The sequence below is a fragment of the Kamptonema formosum PCC 10802 genome (assembly GCF_000332335.1).
Classification (GTDB): domain Bacteria; phylum Cyanobacteriota; class Cyanobacteriia; order Cyanobacteriales; family Oscillatoriaceae; genus Oscillatoria.
This window is the reverse complement of the sequence record NZ_KB235950.1, coordinates 305,099-325,317: the sequence shown is the minus strand read 5'-3', so window position 1 is coordinate 325,317 and position 20,219 is coordinate 305,099. Positions and strand designations below refer to the sequence as shown.

At 52.5% G+C, this 20,219-nt stretch carries 20 protein-coding genes, 1 tRNA gene and 1 other annotated feature; of the genes, 14 read left to right on the top strand and 7 right to left on the bottom strand.

The genetic code is table 11. The annotated features are described in order from the left end of the window. Positions 1-807: IS4 family transposase (locus OSC10802_RS0135330; protein WP_017721483.1), on the bottom strand; the 807-nt coding region annotated here is incomplete at its 3' end. A gap of 189 nt (positions 808-996) precedes the next feature. Between OSC10802_RS0135330 and OSC10802_RS45210 the strand changes: the two genes are divergently transcribed. The 3 genes from OSC10802_RS45210 to OSC10802_RS0135315 all read left to right on the top strand — a co-directional run bounded on the left by OSC10802_RS45210 (position 997) and on the right by OSC10802_RS0135315 (position 3,380). Continuing rightward, positions 997-1,659 (top strand): LutC/YkgG family protein, encoded by a 663-nt coding sequence (locus OSC10802_RS45210; RefSeq protein ID WP_017721482.1) that lies wholly within the window; start codon positions 997-999, stop codon positions 1,657-1,659. 9 nt (positions 1,660-1,668) lie between these two features. Next, positions 1,669-2,304: a hypothetical protein gene (locus tag OSC10802_RS43295; RefSeq protein ID WP_155969138.1), complete on the top strand. Its 636-nt coding sequence runs from the start codon at positions 1,669-1,671 to the stop codon at positions 2,302-2,304. Positions 2,305-2,378: 74 nt separating this feature from the next. Then, positions 2,379-3,380: an IS4 family transposase gene (locus OSC10802_RS0135315; protein WP_044170133.1), complete on the top strand. Its 1,002-nt coding sequence runs from the start codon at positions 2,379-2,381 to the stop codon at positions 3,378-3,380. Between the two features lie 383 nt (positions 3,381-3,763). On the opposite strand, the gene OSC10802_RS52125 is transcribed toward OSC10802_RS0135315, so the two are convergent. Continuing rightward, on the bottom strand, positions 3,764-4,702 hold the full coding sequence (locus OSC10802_RS52125) for a PEP-CTERM sorting domain-containing protein (RefSeq protein ID WP_017721480.1): 939 nt from the start codon (positions 4,700-4,702) through the stop codon (positions 3,764-3,766). 239 nt (positions 4,703-4,941) lie between these two features. Here OSC10802_RS52125 and OSC10802_RS0135305 point away from each other — a divergent pair, with 239 nt between their 5' ends. Further along, entirely contained in the window at positions 4,942-5,442 is a 501-nt protein-coding gene (locus tag OSC10802_RS0135305; RefSeq protein ID WP_017721479.1) for a hypothetical protein, read from the top strand. 342 nt (positions 5,443-5,784) lie between these two features. On the opposite strand, the gene OSC10802_RS0135300 is transcribed toward OSC10802_RS0135305, so the two are convergent. Continuing rightward, positions 5,785-7,668: a DMT family transporter gene (locus OSC10802_RS0135300; RefSeq protein ID WP_017721478.1), complete on the bottom strand. Its 1,884-nt coding sequence runs from the start codon at positions 7,666-7,668 to the stop codon at positions 5,785-5,787. 321 nt (positions 7,669-7,989) lie between these two features. Continuing rightward, positions 7,990-9,411, bottom strand: coding sequence for an inorganic phosphate transporter (locus OSC10802_RS0135295; protein WP_017721477.1), 1,422 nt, complete (start codon positions 9,409-9,411; stop codon positions 7,990-7,992). Positions 9,412-9,570: 159 nt separating this feature from the next. Here OSC10802_RS0135295 and rplS point away from each other — a divergent pair, with 159 nt between their 5' ends. The 8 genes from rplS (at position 9,571) to rplL (ending at position 14,154) form a co-directional block, all read left to right on the top strand. Beyond that, the gene (gene rplS, locus OSC10802_RS0135290; protein WP_017721476.1) at positions 9,571-9,933 is read left to right on the top strand and encodes a 50S ribosomal protein L19; all 363 of its coding nucleotides are present in this window, start codon (positions 9,571-9,573) and stop codon (positions 9,931-9,933) included. A 96-nt stretch (positions 9,934-10,029) separates the two neighbouring features. After that, a tRNA-Trp gene (locus OSC10802_RS0135285) sits at positions 10,030-10,102 on the top strand. A gap of 458 nt (positions 10,103-10,560) precedes the next feature. Beyond that, positions 10,561-10,788: a preprotein translocase subunit SecE gene (secE, locus tag OSC10802_RS0135280; protein ID WP_017721475.1), complete on the top strand. Its 228-nt coding sequence runs from the start codon at positions 10,561-10,563 to the stop codon at positions 10,786-10,788. After that, positions 10,785-11,420: a transcription termination/antitermination protein NusG gene (gene nusG / locus OSC10802_RS0135275; protein WP_017721474.1), complete on the top strand. Its 636-nt coding sequence runs from the start codon at positions 10,785-10,787 to the stop codon at positions 11,418-11,420. The genes secE and nusG overlap by 4 nt, the downstream gene beginning before the upstream one ends. A gap of 7 nt (positions 11,421-11,427) precedes the next feature. Beyond that, complete coding sequence (rplK, locus tag OSC10802_RS0135270; protein WP_017721473.1) at positions 11,428-11,853, top strand: 50S ribosomal protein L11; 426 nt, start codon at positions 11,428-11,430, stop codon at positions 11,851-11,853. Between the two features lie 125 nt (positions 11,854-11,978). Next, positions 11,979-12,695, top strand: a complete 717-nt coding sequence (rplA, locus tag OSC10802_RS0135265; RefSeq protein WP_017721472.1) for a 50S ribosomal protein L1 — start codon at positions 11,979-11,981, stop codon at positions 12,693-12,695. Positions 12,696-12,832: 137 nt separating this feature from the next. Further along, positions 12,833-13,011: a sequence feature (ribosomal protein L10 leader region), on the top strand. Between the two features lie 81 nt (positions 13,012-13,092). Beyond that, positions 13,093-13,689, top strand: a complete 597-nt coding sequence (rplJ, locus tag OSC10802_RS0135260; protein WP_017721471.1) for a 50S ribosomal protein L10 — start codon at positions 13,093-13,095, stop codon at positions 13,687-13,689. A gap of 72 nt (positions 13,690-13,761) precedes the next feature. Then, positions 13,762-14,154 carry a 50S ribosomal protein L7/L12 gene (gene rplL, locus OSC10802_RS0135255; RefSeq protein WP_017721470.1) on the top strand — a complete coding sequence of 131 codons (393 nt, stop codon included), beginning with the start codon at positions 13,762-13,764 and terminating at the stop codon, positions 14,152-14,154. 272 nt (positions 14,155-14,426) lie between these two features. On the opposite strand, the gene OSC10802_RS0135250 is transcribed toward rplL, so the two are convergent. The 3 genes from OSC10802_RS0135250 to OSC10802_RS0135240 all read right to left on the bottom strand — a co-directional run bounded on the left by OSC10802_RS0135250 (position 14,427) and on the right by OSC10802_RS0135240 (position 16,888). Beyond that, entirely contained in the window at positions 14,427-14,972 is a 546-nt protein-coding gene (locus OSC10802_RS0135250) for a GIY-YIG nuclease family protein (RefSeq protein ID WP_017721469.1), read from the bottom strand. A gap of 7 nt (positions 14,973-14,979) precedes the next feature. Beyond that, on the bottom strand, positions 14,980-15,303 hold the full coding sequence (locus OSC10802_RS0135245) for a hypothetical protein (protein WP_026099085.1): 324 nt from the start codon (positions 15,301-15,303) through the stop codon (positions 14,980-14,982). Between the two features lie 565 nt (positions 15,304-15,868). After that, entirely contained in the window at positions 15,869-16,888 is a 1,020-nt protein-coding gene (locus tag OSC10802_RS0135240) for a serine/threonine-protein kinase (RefSeq protein ID WP_232731895.1), read from the bottom strand. Between the two features lie 122 nt (positions 16,889-17,010). On the opposite strand from OSC10802_RS0135240, the gene OSC10802_RS43290 reads away from it, so the two are divergent. Together OSC10802_RS43290 and OSC10802_RS0135230 are read left to right on the top strand one after the other, a co-directional pair. Then, positions 17,011-17,541, top strand: a complete 531-nt coding sequence (locus tag OSC10802_RS43290) for a COP23 domain-containing protein (protein ID WP_082218478.1) — start codon at positions 17,011-17,013, stop codon at positions 17,539-17,541. Between the two features lie 782 nt (positions 17,542-18,323). Then, the gene (locus OSC10802_RS0135230; RefSeq protein WP_082218477.1) at positions 18,324-20,207 is read left to right on the top strand and encodes a tetratricopeptide repeat-containing S1 family peptidase; all 1,884 of its coding nucleotides are present in this window, start codon (positions 18,324-18,326) and stop codon (positions 20,205-20,207) included. Positions 20,208-20,219 lie beyond the last annotated feature (12 nt).

Genomic DNA, 20,219 nt, shown 5'->3' with positions numbered 1-20,219 from the left:
TCGGTTCAAATGATGGCGCGGTGGTTGAATTTTAATGGGGGTGAAGCCTAGGGTGAGGGTGGCCATTCTTGCCGGACGCTCTGGATGACGCTGCAGCTCTAAAATTAGGTGGCCAACTGAGGGAGTTTGACGCATGGCTTCATGCAAATAAGTTGCCTGATGTTCGACACGGCGATTGTGGGTGCAGCGAATTAACAAATGTGAATTAGCCGGGCGGGGCATGGCAAATAGTTCGTAGATGTCTCCTTCCCGATCCGCTACTGTCACTACCTCAATGTCTGGCGGGACTATCTGTTGTGTCAGCGACAGTCCATTCAGCCAGCGCTGACTCTCTTTATCTTTGGTTTCTCGCTGACGGCGCTTTTGAGCAATGCCCACCGTTTGTGGATCTCTTGCCCATACCTGTTGATCTATTAATCCCAGTGGCACTCCGAGCTCGCTGACGGCAAAGGTTGAATGGACTTTTAGCCCCCGCAGTGCCGGATGATCAGTCGGGCCAAGTCCTGAGGTGGCCGGATGATGAGTAAAGTTTAAGTCTGTGGTATCCTGAATTGCTAAAACTCGCTCAAGGCGCTGAATTCTGCCAATCGTACTCTTTTGATGAGCTTGACGGATATCAGCCGGACTAAAATAGGGAGACTTCCAAAAATCATAGGCGGCGGTAGTGGCCGCTTTATCTCCTGATGCCTGTGGCACGCTCGCCCCAGGTTGGCTCACCAAATCGTCCACAATCCGAATGAAGCGCTTGTGGCGTCGCTGATCTCCTAGTTGAGCGTATTGTAGCTCACTACTGGCCCATTCAAGCATAACTTAATTGCTCCCCGCTTCTAGCCCCAGGATGCTTAAAACTATAGCCCATCAATGTTCCAGGATTTTTTAAGAAATATGTACTTTATGTTAAGAAAAATGTGGGTAATGGATAGCTTAAAAAGGGGGGAGCAAGAAACATATGTTGCGCGATTAAATCAAATCTGTATCACGGGAGTGAGATGTAATATGAGTGATAATTCGGCTCGAAATAGTATTTTAAGTGAGGTGCGTGCGGCGCTGCGGCGGGAGGGGGAAGCGGTTGCGCCGCCGCCACCGGCAAGTGCGCGGGTGACTCCTCGGGTGGCGGGGGATGTGCCGGCGGAATTAGAGCTTTTGCTGGCAGAAATTGAGCGCGTCGGGGGGAAAACTCGGCGGATAGCGGGAGAGGGGGATTTGAGAGCGGCGCTGGCGGAGTTGGTGGCGGCGGAAGGGGTGCGGAAGGCAACAGCTTGGGAGACGCCGGTGTTGCAGGAGTTGGGGGTGTCTGCGATGCTGGGGGAGCTGGGGGTGGATATGGTGTCGCCTTATGCGGAGAAGGAGTTGCTGGCGGGGTGCGATCTGGGGGTGACGGGGGTTGATATGGCGCTTCCTGAAACGGGTACGCTGGTGTTGCGCTCGTCAGAGTTGCAACCTCGTTTGGTTTCTCTTTTGCCTCGGGTTCATTTGGCAATTTTGGGTGCGGGGGCTTTGCGTGCCGGTTTGCATGAGGTGTTTGAGGAGGTGAAAAATGAGGGGTATTGTGTTTTTGTGACGGGTCCAAGTCGCACGGCGGATATTGAGTTAACTTTGACGATTGGTATGCACGGTCCTGGGGCGCTTTATGTTTGGGTGTTGGGAGGAGTTTTTTGAACCGCCCCCGTGAAGGAGCGCCAAGGAAGAGAGGGAGGTATAAATGCGAAAGTCAGTGAGAGTGGGGGGATTGTGGAGAATCTGAAACGTCCAGAAGTCAGACGCAAGCTATACCTTGAAATTGCGCTTCGCCGGTGCCGTCCTGGCACCGGCAGCAGTGTAGAATTTATCAATAGAAGAACTTGGAATCGTCCCGTGAGTAATATTAAGGCTATTCTCCAAAAGAGTCCATTTGTAGTAGTGGGGGGCATTGCGACTCGGCTTTATATGCCGGAAAGGATCACTGATGACCTCGATATTTTGGTACTGACTAAGGATGCGTCTAAGGTGTATCGGGAATTAGAGGGAGCCGGCAGCAGGAGAGTGGGAGAACTCAGCATTGGGAGCGGAACTTGGCAACTGCGAGATGGCGATATTTTGAATGTACTTGAATCAGAGGAGCCTTGGGTTAGGGAGGCTATTAGGAATCCTAATCGGGCTCCTGATGGTTTGCCTGTTATCGGGCTGCCTTATCTGGTTTTGATGAAGCTGCAAGCGAGTCGCGGTATAGATATCGGCGACATTAGCCGGATGTTGGGATGTGCTGAAGAAACTGCTTTGCAGTCGGTTAGGAGGGCGGTAAAAAGCACAAGTGTTGAATCTTAACAATTCGACATAAAAAAAGCGCCCAAAACGTGCTATGATTTGGGCTACGGTCAAATCAATCCTGTTAATAACCTGTGCTCAACTCATTCTCTAAGATTGTCCAAAATCGTTTGGCTTCTTTGCCTAAAAATGATTATCCTGTCCTTAACACCCGCTTGTTTATGTCCATATGGTTGAGCTATGCAATGGATAAAAGCTTGACCAGTATGAGAGATATATTCAAGCGACTAAATGGAACTGGCTATGAGCTAGATATTTCAACTTTCTCCAAAGCTAATGCGTCCAGAAGTCAAGAGCCATTTCTGAGACTTTATCAACAACTTAATGAGGAAATTTGCCGTCAAAAAAGCCTTCAAAAATATGAGCTGTGTCCTATTGATTCAACTGTCATTACTCTAACGAGTAAATTGCTATGGCTGCAAGAATACTACCAAGTAAAGCTTGTTAGCTCCTTAAATTTAACCACAGGAGTTCCAGAAGAAAACTTAATAAATTTTGGATACGACTCTGACTACAGATATGGAAAAGAGATGTTAGCTAGTTTGCCCCCAAACGGTGTAGGGGTAATGGATCGGGGCTTTTCTAGTTTAAAATTTTTACGGCTCGCCCAGCAGTCAAACAAGTATTTTGTCTTGCGCATACCTAACAACTACAAACTTCAATTTTCTGAAAATAAGGGGCAGTTTCTAGTTGGGACAGGCAAGGACTCAGGAATATATAGAGTTGTTAACTTTTGCGATCTTGAAAAGCGTGCTGAGTATAGATTGGCCACCAATTTGGAGCGGGCCGAAGTCTCTGATGAAGAGCTTATGGAAATCTACAAATATAGGTGGCACATAGAGTTGCTATGGAAGTTTCTTAAAATGCACCTTAAGTTGGATAAGCTGATTACTAAAAATGTAAATGGTATAGCTATACAAATTTATGTTTCGCTGATAGCTTACCTGATATTAAAGATAGTAGATATTCCTAAAGAATGGGGGACTACGCTACTAGATAAACTCCGCTATCTTCAATGTTGTATGTGTCAAGAAATCAGCTATGTCCACTGGATAGAACGACTTCTCTCTGGCTAAGCATTTTTACTCAGGGCAGGATAAATGTAAGCTAAAATGTAAAGTTTTGTGACAGAATTCAACACTTGTGGGTAAAAAGTTATCTGCCTGATGCGGTGGAAGATTTAGAAAGTTTAATTATGCTGGGGAAGTTAGAGATGGGGAGGGAATAGAGAAGTTAGGGTTTTTTGAACCGCCGCCGTTGCGGTGACGCCAAGGGATGGGGGTGGCCGGTGGGTGCGGGGGTGCCGGTGGGTGCGGGGGTGCCGGTGAGTTAGCAGAATGTTACAGGTTGCTAACAGTATCGAAGCTAGGGTGTGGGCGAACGCCTTTTAATTTGCCAATACGAGTAAAGGGCGCTCGCCTTGCTAATAGCTACAGAGGGAAAAGGAGAGCGATAATGGTTATGCTGTTCCTGTCGCTTTCTTTTGCTTTTTACACTTGAACATCGAACCAGCACCCAAAGCTCCAACTCCCAGCAATCCGAAAACTGTACCAGGTTCGGGTACAGAAGTTTGTGGGCCTGTTGACGGCAGTGATGCGGAACCCCATATCTCACCGGAAAAACCTGTAACGCTTTGATTGAATGTACCTATTCCTGTTGCTAAATTGATAATAATTTGCTGCCGATTACCGGTGTAGCCGTATAAAACCCCATGATCGTCAAAAGCCAAACCATAGACACCACCAAAACCAATATTACCGATTTTGCTAGCTGTGCCATCCAAAGCAATCGACCACAAGCTATCACCGACTGATGTACCTAGAAATCTATTGTTAACAGGATCATATACTATATCACCACTGCTACTGAAGCCAGCAATATTAGATACTAACGATGCAGCACCAGTTGAGGTGTTGATGGAGTAGAAACCCGCCCCCCCTGTTCCATAGAGCGAATTACTGGTAGTGAACCCCAAACCATTCATGGAATTACCCAGATTGCCAATATATGAGGATATACCCGTGGTTGTGTTGATGCGATACAACTCACTGAAAGTGATGCCGAAAAGTTCTTCTGAATTAGATAAAGCGATGTCAGAAAAAGTTGGGCCACTGGAAACTGGGCTAAATACTCCTGTTGTGTGATTGACTGTTCCAACTTTTCCGTTGTCGGTGGAAACATAAAAAGTCGTTGCACGTACTGTTGCTCCGGTTCCGAAAACCATAAATACCGCTCCAACTATAGTGAGCGATAATTTCTTCATCAAAGTTAAGGTAGCCATTATTTTGATTTCTCCAAACAAGTAAGGGTTGACAGTGACCATATTCACAAGTGGGATCAGGGAAAACTCCAGGGATGTTATACTCAAAAGCAATCCAGAGACTGCTTGACATTCCATTCCTCACTGAAATTGCGGCTTTCAGATGTGTGACACTGATTGAGGCAGGTATGGGGGTGATAGCCGGCTCCCTGGCCCACTTGACCGGCACACCGCACTGCTGTACGATCCCCTTAACAAGCGCATCGCACTGCTGTACGATGCCCTTAACATCTAATATAAGCTAACCAAACTCATCCGTCTCCTGACCCCCATCAGGAATTTCGCTAGGATTTCATCAGGAATTTCCCTCCCCACCTATGGCACCCACCGGCGATCCCTTCCCCCAGGCGGCTATGCACTGGGACTTGGACACCCTCTACGCAGACTTGGCCTCCGCCAAGGGCAAGCCCCTCACCCCCACCGAGAAGCTGCACCTGCGGGGGTTACTCTGCGGTTGCAGTCCCGCCGAAATAGCCGAAACCCTGGAAAAGAACGTCAAGGGCGTCGAGACAGACCTGTGTGCCACTCTGTATCGATATGTTAAGAGTCTGGTGGGCAAAGGCAGCGAAAAGATAGATAACTGGAGAACCATCACTTCATGGCTCAAGGAAGCCGGATATACAAGTCAGCCGGCTCCTAAATCGGCGATCCCGAAATCTTTAAACGAAAAATTGAACATCACTAATATAAATTGTGAGAACAATCAAATAACCATTGAGGTATTCCTGCAAATCACCATCCCCGTACCTTCAGATATCCTAAGACAAAACCCAGACAAAGGTGAGGATAACAGTCACAACGGCAGGGAGCAAAATTGAAGCGGGTAGAGGGGTGTACCGGCTCGGTTCTAACCTCCGCCACCGCCGATTGCTTCCCCCCTGGCTCGCATACTGTTGTTAATCTGCAACTGCAACAAAAATTTACACGCTTTACATTGACATAAGCAGCAGCATGTGATATAATGGCAGTCGCGGATTTTTAACCGGCCCCTGGCAAAACCCTTCCAGAGAGCCGGTGCGTTCCGCCGCATGGAAAAACTTGGCAGAAGTGGTGCCGGTGCGCCGGCGGAACGCACCCTACGACTGGGAACGAGTCAAATAAAAAAAGAAGGGCGAACTAACACTCGTTAATTCACCCTTCCTGTGCGAACCTCTCACCTATCACTTAGCAGTTTGAGCCGCCGGCTTCTTCTGAGCGAGCATGCGCTCAACACTCATGGCAGCAACGCCCAAAGTCACCAGAACCATACCGAAAATCTGCATGGCTAACAACTTCTCCCCAATAATCACAAAGCCAAACAAAGCCGTCAGAGCCGGCCCGCTCGTCCCGATAATCGACGCTAGCGCCGCCCCCGCAAAGCGAATAGCAAAGTTATTCAGCAGATAGCTAGCCAGTGTGAACAGCCCCAATATAGCGCTGCCAATCACCAGACTGGGCCACAAACTCCAGTTGAACTGCACTGCCATTGCTTTTGGTAAAGGCAGCAGCAAACTGACTGTGCAAAACACCAAAATCGACAGGAATCCAACCAGAGTGAAAGGAATCGGGTGCAGCTTTTTCTGCCCCAGCTGCGCCGTCAGCACGTAGCCGGCGAAAGCGATACCGGCTCCCACTGCAGCAGCAACGCCCAACTGGAGATTGCCTTGAGCACCCCCTGCCGGCAGCGCCAAAACACCGCCTCCCGTAATCACGCCCATTGCGGCAATCCGGACAATCGAAGGTTTGTCTGCAAACAGCCACCAGGACGCCAGCACCGTCACAATCGGATAAATAAAGAAAATCGTGATCGCAATGCCGGTGGGAATATTCCCAATCGCAATATAAATCAGCACCTGCGACAGGAACAGAAAGAAACCGCTGCCCACCACCTTCAGCCACTGGTCAGGATCGCGAGACTTGAAAAACCGGTTCAGGTCTTGCCAGACTTGCGGGTACAGGAAAGTCGCCAGAATTGGCATCACCGCAATCACCACAATTGTCCGCAGCAGCAGGATCAAAAGCGAATTCCCGAATCCGGGCGAGATAAATCCTTGCAGCTGCCAGATGCCAAAAATCATCCGGGGAGCCTTAGCCTTGAGGATAATCTTCAGGGAAACATTAAACAGCGACAGCACCACCGAAGAAATCAGAGCCAGCACCAAACCCACCTGCACCAGCGATGCCGGTTTGGGCGCAGCTGCCGGTGCCGGTGCCTTTGGCACAACCGGCTGAGCGATGGGTGCCTCAGGCACCGGCGGCACAGGGGGCGCTACCGGCTTCGAGGAGGGAGCGAGCACAGGTGTTTTGCCGGAGTTCAGCTGCGGGCCAAGCTGAGCCGGCTGGCTGTTCTGCAATATGTGTTCCAAATCCTCCTGTGACAGCTCAGCCGCAGTTGGGACAGCGTTTCCTTCCTGTTTCAGCTGCTCAATCAGACGGTTGACCAGCGCCTCCAAAACGACCTCACCCTGCTGCTGCAGGCTGTTGAGGCGCTTCAGGTGTTCGGCGAGCCGGTTCTGATAGCCGTCGAGCTCCTCTCGCGCTGCCTCGTAGTTGGCCATCAGGGTGCCGTCCATCGATGCCAGGAACACCCCAGCACCCCTCCTGTCGCGACCGGCATTGGATGCCGGTGCCAGTCGCGCATCCGCAGCGGCGACTGACTGCTTAGCCGCCGCTGCCAGCTCATCAATCTGCGGCGACAGTCGCTCTTGCACTTGCGCCGCCACCAAGTCAGCGAGTTGCGCCGTCAGCTGTTCTTGCTGGGCCTTTTGCTGCTGGGAAAGGGATTCGAGCCGCTCAACCAGCTGTTCCTGCTGGGCCTTTTGCTCCTGGGAGAGAGATTGCAGCTTCTGGAATTGCTGCTGCTGCTGCTGCTGGATGAGCAGCTTGTCGATTTCCTCACTCAAGCGAGATGTTTCAGACAAAAGCCTCGTGAAGTCTTCAGAAAACTTGACGACTAAATCTTGCTGTAAATGCCTCAGATCCTGAGTCACCGCCCTCAAAGCCTTCTCCACGGCTTGAGGATCGCCTGCTTCCGGTCTGTCCGGTCCATTGTCCAGGGGCTGCATCAGTGTCTAACCTCTACTCTGTTGCTATCAAGGGTTCTAATTGCAAGTGCGCCATTTCGTCAATGCTGGCATGTATTTTGGCAAATTAACTTCCCAATGGGCGTCAGTTCCCCTTAAAGAAATGTAATCTTCTGTTTTAGACCTCACCCTGCAGAGGTTTAGGGGATTTTGCCGCAGTTGCTTCCCGCCGGAATTGCTTGTGCGCGGCTTGGCTGCCGGCGGCTGAAACGTTTCCGCCAGGGGATGGCGGGAGCGAGGGAGGCCTCTTTTAGAGACGCGATAAATCGCGTCTTACCCTCACCCCCTCACACCCTCACCCCCTCACCCCCAAGCCCCACCCCCCAGACTGCGAGCAATGGTAAAGATGCCGGCACCCAGACCGGCAGCGATGGGAACCGTAATCAGCCACGCCAAGACGATTCCCCGCACAGTTTCCCAGCGAATGGCGGTCCGCGAGCCAGTTTTCGACCAGCTGCCCACAAGTCCAATGCCGGCAACGCCGCCCACAAGGGCGTGAGAGGTGGAAACCGGCAGCCCCCAACGGGAAGCGAGCAAAACCGTGGTGGCGGTGGCCAGTTCGGCGCAGAATCCCCCACTCGGCTGCAGGGGAATAATCCCCTCCCCAACTGTAGCAATCACGTTTTTGCCCAACACGGCCAAACCGGCGACAATGCCGGCACCGCCCAGCACCAGAATCCAAAACGGGACTGAGAAATTGGCGCTGGGAACCGAGCCGGTGCGCAGGATATAATCGATAGCGGCGAGGGGAGCCACCGCATTCCCCACATCATTGGAGCCGTGAGCGAAAGCCACAAAACAGGCGCTGAGGATTTGAAACCGCGCCAGCAACCGCTCCACAGCTTCCACTGACTTGGGTTCTGGCTCACCAGTTTCCTGTTTGTCGTTCGGCTTTAGCCCCAGGGTTTGTAGTTGGGCTTTAGCCCCACCGGTTTCCCCTTTGCAGCTGGGCTTTAGCCCTAAGGTTTGTAGTTGGGCTTTAGCCCCACCCGCCGCCCCTGGGCTCGCCCCTAATGTGTCCAGCAGCCGCCAGCTGACTAGGGTCAGGCCAACTGCAGCGCCGGCACCCAAGGCGAGGGAGATATCGTGAGGGGGAATCGCCACAGCGAACCGCTGTGCGATCCACGCCTGTGCCGGTGCGCTGAGAGCCGGCAGTGCCAGCGACCCAAAGACGCCCAGCAGCAGCGCCGAGAGCCAGGGAACCCACTCGTACAGTTGCTGTGCGGGTTCCGGGCTGTCGAGAATCCAGCGCTTGACCAGGCTGTACAGGCCGGCTGAAATGGCGGCGCTGACTGCCGGTGTCACCACCCAGATCAGGGAGATGGTGCCAATTTGTGACCAGCGCACCGCACCGGCACCCCCAGCCACCCAGCTGAAGCCGGCGATTGCCCCTACAATAGCGTGGGAGGAGGAAACAGGCCAGCCCCGCAGGGTGGCCACTTGCACCCACAGCCCGCAGGCGAGGGTGACGGATACCATGCCGGTCAGCAGCACCCCGGTCGAGCCGACAAACTCAGCGGGATTGACGATTTTAGTGGCCAGTGTTGCGGATACCCTTTCGCCCAATAATACCGCGCCGGTGAACTCCAAGATGCCGGCAATTGTCAGGGCTTGGCGCAGGGTGAGCGCCTTTGACCCCACAGAGGTGCCCATCGAGTTGGCCACGTCGTTCGCCCCCAGATTCCAGGCCAGATAAAAGGCCAGAAGGGCAAGCAGGACTGTCATGTCGGTTTTAGGTTTAGATTTTAGATTTTAGATGGTCTAGCCGGCTCTCCCCCTGGCCACACCCCCCGCTCCCCGGTGGCGGAAAAATTTTTCAAGAATGTTCTTGACTTTTTGTCAGGCAGCGATATACAATAGACGATTGTGAGTTTTTATAGCGTTATGAATGCTGAAGCGATTATCCGCTCCATCGAAGCGGAGCAACTGAAAACCAATCTGCCGGACATCCACATTGGCGATACTGTCAAAGTGGGCGTTAAGATTGTAGAGGGCGGCAAAGAGCGGGTTCAGCCTTACGAGGGAACCGTGATTGCCAAGCGCAATGGGGGGCTCAACACCACCATTACCGTGCGCCGCATCTTCCAAGGGGTGGGCGTCGAGCGGGTTTTCCTGATCCACTCCCCCCGGATTGAAAGCGTCAAAGTCCTGCGTCGCGGTGTGGTACGCCGTGCTAAACTGTATTTCTTGCGGAATCGGGTTGGCAAGGCAACCAGGCTCAAGCAGCGGTTCGACAAAAGTGTTTAGAAAAAATTCTGGCTTGGCAGTCTAGCCAATAACGCAGCGATGCGTTATACTAAATTAGACAGGCAGATGAGAGCCAAGCTCAGAGTCGTGCCCCGTGCGCTCTTAGTTCAGTTGGTAGAACGCAGGTCTCCAAAACCTGATGTCGGGGGTTCAAATCCTCCAGGGCGCGCTGAACAAGGTCGAAGAGCAGTCCTGCCCGAAAGCAGCTGGCTAGATGCAAAACGCGCATCAAAGTGGTAAAATTTCGGGTAGAATTGTCATAGGAGTCACTAACTGACCGCGCGCGCACTGGCGTGGCGGGGGCTGGACATCCAGCCGGTAGGTGAGCAGCCGCTACTGGCAGGTCCGAGATAGAAAATATCGGGACCGGCCAAAGCGCGACCCGAGCCCCAAACCCCCTCCCTGTCGGGGGAAGGTGGGTTAACCACTGGGGAGAGGGGGCAAGGGGGAAAAGAAAGGGATTGCTCCGAAAGCCGCCCTCCGGAACATCGGGCCGGGACAGGTGGGCCAGTTGAAGGCCGGCAGGCGGAGAAAAACTGGAGGCTTAACCGCCCTCCAGAAGGGGGCAAGACCCGGAAAGCGATAAAATATAGCCTGTAGCGATCCCAAGAGCGAGGCCGCAAGAAGATGGCAAAGAAAAACGAAGCTGAAATTCAGCAAACCCCTCCGGCGGGGTTTAACATTGGCACCTTTTTTGACGAAACCAAAGAGGAACTCGCTAAAGTCGTTTGGCCTTCGCGGCAGCAGCTGATCAGCGAATCGCTAGGCGTGCTGTTGATGGTAACTCTGGCGGCAACATTCATCTACCTGGTGGATAACTTATTTGCTTGGGTAGCTTTACAGGTGTTTAGATGAGTTTTGCATCAGAAGAATCGCGCGTTTCAAAGAAACGGGCTGAACCGGATCTGCAAAAGGCGGCGTCTCTACCCGAGGCGCGGTGGTATGCGGTTCAGGTCGCGTCTGGCTGTGAGAAGCGGGTGAAGACGAACCTGGAGCAGCGGATTCAAACGCTAGACGTTGGGGACAGGATTTTCCAGGTGGAGATCCCCCAGAGTGCGGCGATCAAAATCCGCAAGGATGGCTATCGCCAGCAAACGGACGAGAAAGTCTTCCCCGGCTATGTCCTCGTCTCAATGGTGATGGACGATGAAAGCTGGCAGGTGGTGAAAAACACCCCAAATGTGATTAACTTCGTGGGGGCGGAACAGAAGCGCCGCTACGGAAGAGGGCGCGGACACGTCAAGCCGGTGCCGCTGAGCGCTTCAGAAGTGGAGCGGATCTTCAGGCAAGCGCGCGAACAAGAGCCGGTCCTCAAAATTAGCACGGGCGTTGGCGACAAGGTGATTGTGCTGTCAGGGCCATTCAAAGATTTTGAAGGCGAAGTGATAGAAGTGAGTCCGGAACGGGGTAAGCTAAAAGTATTGCTCTCAATCTTTGGACGGGATACGCCAGTAGAGTTGGAGTTTAATCAGGTTCAAAAACACTGACAGGTAGATGGCAAAGAAAGTAGTTGCGGTGGTGAAGTTGGCCATCACGGCGGGGAAGGCCAATCCGGCACCTCCCATCGGGCCAGCGCTGGGTCAGCACGGCGTAAATATTATGGCGTTCTGCAAAGAATATAACGCCAGAACAGCTGACCAAGTAGGTCTAGTGGTGCCGGTGGAAATTTCTGTCTATGAAGACAGGAGCTTTACATTTGTTCTGAAGACGCCGCCGGCTTCAGTGCTGATTCGCAAGGCTGCGGGGATTGAGCGCGGCTCGGGCCAGCCGAACCGCACCAAAGTCGGGTCGATTACCCGGGCTCAGCTGCGGGAGATCGCCGAAAAGAAAATGCCTGACCTCAACGCTAATGATGTGGAGGCGGCGATGAGAATCGTGGAAGGCACCGCCCGGAATATGGGCGTTTCGGTGGCTGACTAGGGATAGGGCTGGTGTGAGCGCAATGCCGTTACCGGCGCGACACTCTCACAGGTTTTAGCCGTTTAACCGTAAAATGAATTATCGGGGGAGAGGCATGGCCTCGCTAAGCACCCCAGGAGACACAGATGGCGAAAAAAATTTCGCGCCGATTGCGCGAACTGAACAAAAAAGTTGAAGACCGGCTGTACCAGCCACTGGATGCGCTGAACCTGTTAAAAGAGACAGCCACAGCCAAGTTCCCGGAATCAGCAGAAGCCCACATCCGCCTGGGGATTGACCCCAAGTACACGGACCAGCAGCTGCGGACGACGGTGGTGCTGCCCAAGGGAACGGGCCAGACCGTGCGCGTGGCGGTGATTGCGCGGGGGGAAAAGGTGCAAGAAGCCACCAGTGCCGGTGCGGATATTGTGGGTTCGGAAGAGCTGATCGCCGAAATCCAGCAAGGGCGGATGGACTTTGACAAGCTGATCGCAACGCCGGATGTGATGCCTCAAGTGGCCAAACTCGGGAAACTACTCGGTCCGCGCGGTTTGATGCCATCCCCCAAAGGCGGTACGGTAACATTCGATCTGGCGAGTGCGATTGCGGAGTTCAAAGCTGGTAAGCTGGAGTTTCGGGCGGACCGCACCGGCATCGTTCACGTTATGTTTGGCAAAGCGGCGTTTACTGCCGATGACCTGCTCGTGAACTTGAAGGCGCTGCAAGAAACCATTGACCGCAACCGCCCCTCAGGTGCTAAAGGTCGCTACTGGCGCACTTTCTATGTCAGCGCTACGATGGGCCCGTCGATTCAACTGGACATCAACGCCCTGCGCGACATGAAGCTGAATGAAGCCGCCTGAAGAAAATTTTGAATCGAGAGTTTCCCGGCGATTGAAAATCGCGGCTATACAAACAAAGCCCGCCTGCGCGGGCTAATTGTAGAGAAGGAAATCTCGATAGCAAATCAGTTCAGATTTGTCAAGTCAAAAGTAAAAGTGAACTGAATAGGCAATTGCCTAAGACAGCAGGTGCCTGTGGCTTAATTTCCTGCCGAGGTTTGCGCCCCAATACCCTGAATGGCCAGTGCTGCCGCCGCCAGCGGCAGGTGACTGCACGCCATCAGGGGTGCGCGGAACCCCGGCAGGAGACAAATGTCCGGGGTTTTTGATTGGTTAATTTTGAAATTTGAATTGGGTTTCGCAATCTAAATTCAGGGTTCAAAATTAGGGGGTTCCCAGTTAAGGAGGTGAAATTAGCGTGGGGAGAACAGTAGAGAACAAAAATGCGATTATCGCCGAACTCAAAGAAACTTTGAGCGAGTCGCAAATTGCAGTTGTGATCGACTACAAAGGTCTAACTGTCTCGGAAATTACGGATTTGCGCAGGCGGCTGCGCCCGAAAGGCGCGGTGTGCAAAGTCACCAAAAACACGCTGATGCGAATTGCGGTTGAGGGTGACAAGCAATGGCAGCCGATGCAGGAGTTGCTGGAGGGTTCTTCGGCGTTCTTGCTCGTCAAAGACGATATCGGCGGTGCCATCAAAGCCTATCAAGACTTCCAAAAAGCCACCAAGAAGACTGAACTGAAGGGCGGCGTGATGGAAGGGCGGCTTCTCAAGGAAGCTGATGTTAAGGCAATTGCGGATTTGCCATCCAAGGAACAGCTGATGGCGCAAATCGCCGGGGCTATCAATGGGCTGGCGACCAAGATTGCTGTGGGCATCAAGGAAGTGCCGGCATCGATCGCTCGCGGTTTGCAGGCTGTTGCTGATAAGGACAAGAGCAGTGGGGAAGAACCGGCTGCGGAAGAACCGGCTGCAGAAGCGCCCGCTGCGGAAGAACCGGCTGCGGAATAAGCCGGCTGCCTAATTGTTTGCTTTTTGACGGATAACGGATCGCTTTAGAACGTTCAACACAGGAGTTAATCAATGTCTGCTGCAACTGATGAAATTTTGGAGAAACTAAAAGGTCTGACTCTGCTGGAAGCTGCTGAGCTGGTGAAGCAGATTGAGGAAGCTTTCGGGGTGAGCGCGGCTGCGCCTGCCGGCGGTATGATGATGATGGCCCCTGCAGCCGCTGCTGCAGCTCCTGAGCCGGTGGAAGAGCAAACTGAGTTCAGCGTTATCCTGGAAGAGGTTCCTGCTGACAAGAAGATTGCTATTCTTAAGGTGGTGCGCGCTATCACCGGCTTGGGTTTGAAAGAAGCCAAGGACTTGGTGGAATCTACGCCGAAGCCGGTTAAGGAAGCGGTGGCTAAGGATGCTGCGGCTGATATCAAGAAGCAGCTTGAAGAAGCCGGTGCTAAGGCTTCTGTCAAGTAGAAATTCCCCCTCACCCCCCAACCCCCTCTCCCACAAGGGGAGAGGGGGAGTGAGCGGTAGCCGGTGTGTGCCGGTGGGTGCCGGTGTCTCGATGGTGAGATGCCCACACGTTTGGCCAGGTTCCAGGCGATTGAAATCGCGGCTATACAAACGAAGCCCGCCTTCGCGGGCTAAGAATAGAGCGAGTTTTCCCGATTAGTAGAATGATTCCTCGTTGGGAACGAGGGTATAACCGGCTTTCTTGAAGAAAGTCGGTTTTTCAATTGCGCGGCTTACTTTAAATCCAGCAAGCCGTTTTCTTTGATTTTGGGATTGAAGCGAAGTTCCATTCGCACGCCACGGGCTTCTAGGGATGCTAAAATATCAGCTTGAACCCGCCGCGCTACTTGTTTTAGCACTTTTACCTGTTCCAATTCTTGACCGGCAGCCTTTTCATAATTCGCCTTTTCTTCAGGCGTCATCAGCATTCTAACATCAATCGCCTGAGTCCATTTCGCTTCGTCACCGGCATTTCCTGCCGGTGGTGCGCCATTTTCGGCAATCCAAGACTCGCGGATAGTTTCTAGAATGGTGCGGCTGGGGCGTTCGATCGTTTGGGCTTTCAGCCAGTAGCACTGCTGGGGCGATCGCACGAGGTGCTGCTTGAGGCTGAGAGACACGTCGCGAGAGTACCCTACATATTGTAGCACTTTTTCGGCATCGAATATGGCGTAGACGCCGATTTTTCCCTGAAATTCCTCGGGGATTTGACCGCCGGCATCCAGGTAGGGCATGTATTCCAGAGTGGCGAGGGAGGGAATGTCTGTTCCTGCTGTCATGGGGGTATTATCTCACTTGGCGATAAATAGCGCAGAGGCGGCTGGGGTTGAATATTTTGGCTTTGAACATGAAGTTTGGCGGGACGTTGATTATGATATGATCCGCCGACTGGTAGTAGGGCTCAAATTCCGCCGGCATTCCTTTGGGGGTGGCTGTGCTGTAGGGCACCGGCTGGAATATGAGTTCGGTGAATTCCACACTTTTAGATGTGGCATTTTCGGCGACTTGCTGGAGGAAAGCTTCACCCTTCAATAAGTTGAAGAGGGTTTCTTTTGCTGCCGGTTCGAGGGTAAAGCTGCTGTCGAAGTTTTCAACAATCTTGAGAGGCATTTTGCGGGGATACGGATTTTGGGGATTGGGGATTGGGCATGGGGCATTGGGCATGGGGCATTGGGGATTGGGAATCTGCCAATTGCGGTGCCTAATTGCGGTTGAGTCACCGGCACTTCTGCCGAATCTTTTCAGGGTATTGGCTTTGGGGACGCCTGTCAACGCCAGCAGGAAGCCGGCACGATTAAGAATTGTAAAGCCGGCAGTCTGAATTTGCCGGCTGGTTAGGCAGAGCGGCGGTCAGTTGAATGAGGTACGCTCCCCCCGAAAGGGGGCGGGCACGGGGACCATCGGCGTCAACTTAAGCTCCCGGCGATTGAAATCGCGGCTATACAAACGAAGTCCGCCTTCGCGGACTTAAGAAAAGAGCTAGAATCTTAAAACCCGCGCAGGCGGGTTTTGTCTGTATAGCTGCGGTTTCAACCGCCGAGAGACTGCGGGACACAGTTTAAGTTGACACCGATAGCACGGGGACCCGCCCCTACGATCGCCGGGTTTTTATGCACCTCACTAATATGAGGCCGGCTATATTTTGCCGGCACCCCTAACAAACCGGCACTCTTCTTTACCAGATAATTTTATCAGTTGGGGAAGGTTTGGGATTTGGCGGGTAGGGTGATATAACAGGTTGAGGGATAAGTTTTGGGATAACAATTCCGGCTATTGCGGCGATTGCCAAGGCAATTCCAGCTAACCAGAGGAATTTGGGTGTTTGGGGTGGCGGGGGTGGAGGGAGAGGTACTGTGGGGGGTGCCGGTAATGTCATTTGGGCGTTAATATCCGCCAAGACTTCCGATGCGGATGGGTAGCGCTCTTTGAAGTGATAGCGTACCATTTTATCTAAAATTGTGGCTAACTTTGGGCTGACTGAAACCCGGTATTGCCAGATGACTTCCAGGGTGTTGGGATCTGTTGGTAGCTGATTGGGCAACACCCCGGTGAGGGCTTCAATACACACCATTCCCACTGCATGGATATCGCTGCACAATTTGGGATGCCCTTTCGATTGTTCGCTGGGCATATAGCCCTCTGTGCCGATGGGAACTGTTCCATTGAATTGCCCTTGAGCATGTATCTGGGTGCTGATTTGTTTCACCGCCCCAAAGTCGATGAGGACAATTTTCCCATCTTTGGCGCGTCGGATTAAATTGGCGGGTTTGATATCGCGGTGGATGATCTTGTGCCGGTGGACAAATTCCAGGACTTCCAAAATACCGCGCAACAGTTCTGTTACCTCAGTCTCACTTAGCTGTTTTACCGGTATAATTTCCTTAGTGAGGTCGTGCCCTTCAATATATTCTTGGACAAGATAGAACTCTTGATTTTCCTGGAAGTGGGCGAAGAGTTCGGGAATTCGGTCATGCTTGCCTAGTTTGTACAGGATTTCCGCCTCCGTCTCAAACAGCCGGCTAGCCGTTTGCAGGACAAAGGGATCGCTGGACTGGGGCTGGAGTCTCTTGACCACCCGCAGGGGATGGCCAGGTAGGTGGGTGTCTTTGGCGAGATAGGTTTCGCCAAACCCGCCTTTACCCAGCAACTTGATAATCTGGTAGCGCCCGCCAAGGGCCGGTCCCTGAGTCATCATAGAGCTAATATGGTAAAATTAGGCTCTATTATTGCACACTCTAGCAAAAAGTATTATAATGCAGTAAATTTGTCAAGGGCTATCGCTTAAAGTTCAATTCACCCCATTGACAAGATTGGACTATGACTGTCAAGACATGCCGGTTGATGATGCCAGTTCTCGTTACGGGTTTGATGCTGTCTGGGACTGTAGGGTGTTCGCCGCAAAGCGCTTCCAGCGAGGGCGAGACACCGGCAGTGGCGACAGCTTCCAATTCCACCGACTCGACAAGCTTCGAGTGCGTGCAGCAAGAAGGTGGGTGGGCGACTATTGCCAAAAGAGGGAATGTGTTTTCCGTTGCGCCCCTGCTGACGTGGAACAGCACATACTTTGGCCCTGAGTACACACCCGAACAGCGCTGCAAAATTGTGTCCAGCAAGCTAACGGATGCGGTGAAAGCGAATGGGGGAAAGTTGAGGAATTTGGATTTAACGACTGGCCAGGTAGACAAGGGCTATACTGTGGTCTGTTTGGCGACGGAGGGGCAAAGGAATTGCACCTTGGCCAATATGCTGTTTACCTTGAATAAGGAAAATGCCAAAAACCCCAGTGCTGTGCTGGCACAGATTACCAATTTTGCCCTGGGGAAAGCTACTGACATGACAGGAACATAAAGTGGGGTGACCGAGTCCATTGTTTTGGAAACATTGGTCAATCGCTCGTTGCCAAAGGATAGCGGTTTCTAACCCCGCCCCCAACAACCGGTAGGGGCGGGTTCACCCGACACCTTGGGACATTGGGAAAAAACCAGATAAACCCGCCCCCATCCCAGGTTCCTGGCGATTGGAAATCGCGGCTATACAGACAAAGCCCGCCTACGCGGGCTAAGAGTAGAGTAAGATTGTCGAAATAGGCGGATTTTTAGATAAACCCGCCCCCACCCCAGGTTCCTGGCGATTGGAAAGATGCTGTTGGCGAATTGATGTAGGGTAAGACCCCACCCCCAAGTTTTCTCGTTCCCAGCACGATCTGGGAGGAGGAAAAACCGGGCAGATTTTGAGAGTCTCGCTCCATTCTTAGCCCGCGTAGGCGGGCTTAAGAGTAGAGTAAGACTGTCGAAATAGGCGGATTTTTAGATAAACCCGCCCCCACCCCAGGTTCCTGGCGATTGGGAAAAAACCAGATAAACCCGCCCCCAATAACCGGTAGGGGCGGGTTCACCCGACACCTTGGGACATTGGGAAAAAACCAGATAAACCCGCTCCCATCCCAGGTTCCAGGCGATTGGAAATCGCGGCTATACAGACAAAGCCCGCCTACGCGGGCTAAGAGTAAATCCAGGTAAACCCGCCCCCACCCCACCAAGGCAAAGGTTGCTAATGTACCGGCTTCTCCCCTATAATAGAAAAAATTGCTCAGGACAGGATATCATTTATTCCCGGCGAGGAGGTTGATTATGGTGCGCAGACTCTCAATTACAGTCGGAATTGGTCTAGCAGTGGGTGGGTGTTCCCTCTTGTCGGCAGGGGACAGTCCCGCTTCATCGTCAGAACAGGTGGGAAAAATAGCTACAGAAATTACGGTTATAATTGATGGCTGCAATTCGGGGTTTGGGGTGCTTTACAAACGTGAGGGACATACCTACTCGGTACTCACCGCTAAGCACACTGTCGATAAGTCGGATGCGATTTGTCTGGTGTTTGCGCCAGATGGAACCGTGTATCGGGTAGATTCCGGTAAAGTGACTGCGCCGGTGCCTGGTGTGGATTTGGCGGTGCAGACTTTTAATAGCGACAAAACCTACAAGCTGGCCAAGTGGGGCGATTCAGAAAAAGCGACTGCCGGCAAAATCGTTTACGTCGCCGGCGCACCGGCATTCAGCGAGAGAATCCCACAGCGGACTTTAGTGGTGCCTGAGGGCAAAATTGTGGGTCTGGCGAAGCAGCCTTCTGAGGGGTATACTTTGATTTATAATAATCCCACACTGCGGGGGATGAGTGGCGGGCCGGTGCTGGATAAAGCGGGGCGCGTGATTGGCATCCACGGAAAGGGCGACAGGGAAAACGGGGAAAAGACAGGAGACAATTTGGGGATTCCCATTCAGGTGTTTTTAAAGCATGACAGCCAGATGGCGAAAAACACTCAACCTGAGCCGGCCAAGGATGCCACTGCCCATTTCAGCCAAGGCTTTGCTCTCGAAAAGCGAGGTGACTTAAAGGGTGCACTTGCTGAGTATTCCCTGGCAATCGCGATTAATCCCAAATATGCAGAAGCCTACAACAACCGGGGTCTTGTCCGCTACGACTTAGGAGACAAACGGGCGGCGCTTGCCGATTACACTGAGGCTATTCGGATTAATCCCAAATATGCAGAAGCCTACAACAACCGGGGTCTTGTCCGCTACGACTTAGGAGACAAACAGGCGGCGCTTGCCGATTACACTGAGGCTATTCGGATTAATCCCAACTTGGCCCCTGCCTACTACAACCGGGGTCTTGTCCGCTACGACTTAGGAGAGAAACAGGCGGCGCTTGCCGATTACAATAAGGCTATTCGGATGGGGCTCAACTATGCCCCTGCCTACTACAACCGGGGTCTTGTCCGCTACGACTTAGGAGACAAACAGGCGGTGCTTGCCGATTACAATAAGGCTATTCAGACCAATCCCAGTGATGCCAATGCCTACTACAACCGGGGTCTTGTCCGCTATGACTTAGGGGACAAACAGGCGGCGCTTGCCGACTACAATCAGGCTATTCGGATTAATCCCAACCTTGCCAATGCCTACTACAACCGGGGTCTTGTCCGCTACGACTTAGGGGACAAACAGGCGGCGCTTGCCGACTACAATGAGGCTATTCGGATTAATCCCAAATATGCAGAAGCCTACTACAACCGGGGTCTTGTCCGCTACGACTTAGGGGACAAACAGGCGGCGCTTGCCGACTACAATGAGGCTATTTGGATCAATCCCAACTATGCCAATGCCCACTACAACCGGGGTCTTGCTCACTACGACTTAGGGGACAAACGGGGGGCGTTCTCCGATTACACTGAGGCTATTCGGATTAATCCCAACCTTGCTAATGCCTACTACAACCGGGGTCTTGTTCACTACGACTTAGGGGACAAACGGGGGGCGTTCTCCGATTACACTGAGGCTATTCGGATTAATCCCAACCTTGCCAATGCCTACTACAACCGGGGTCTTGTCCACCGCGACACGGGAAATAAACAAGGCGCGAGAGAAGATTTTCAGAAAGCTGCCGTTCTCTATAAACAACAAGGAAACCAAGAGTGGTATCAAAATTCGCTTAATCGGCTCAAAGAGCTATCCTAATAGATTGCCGGC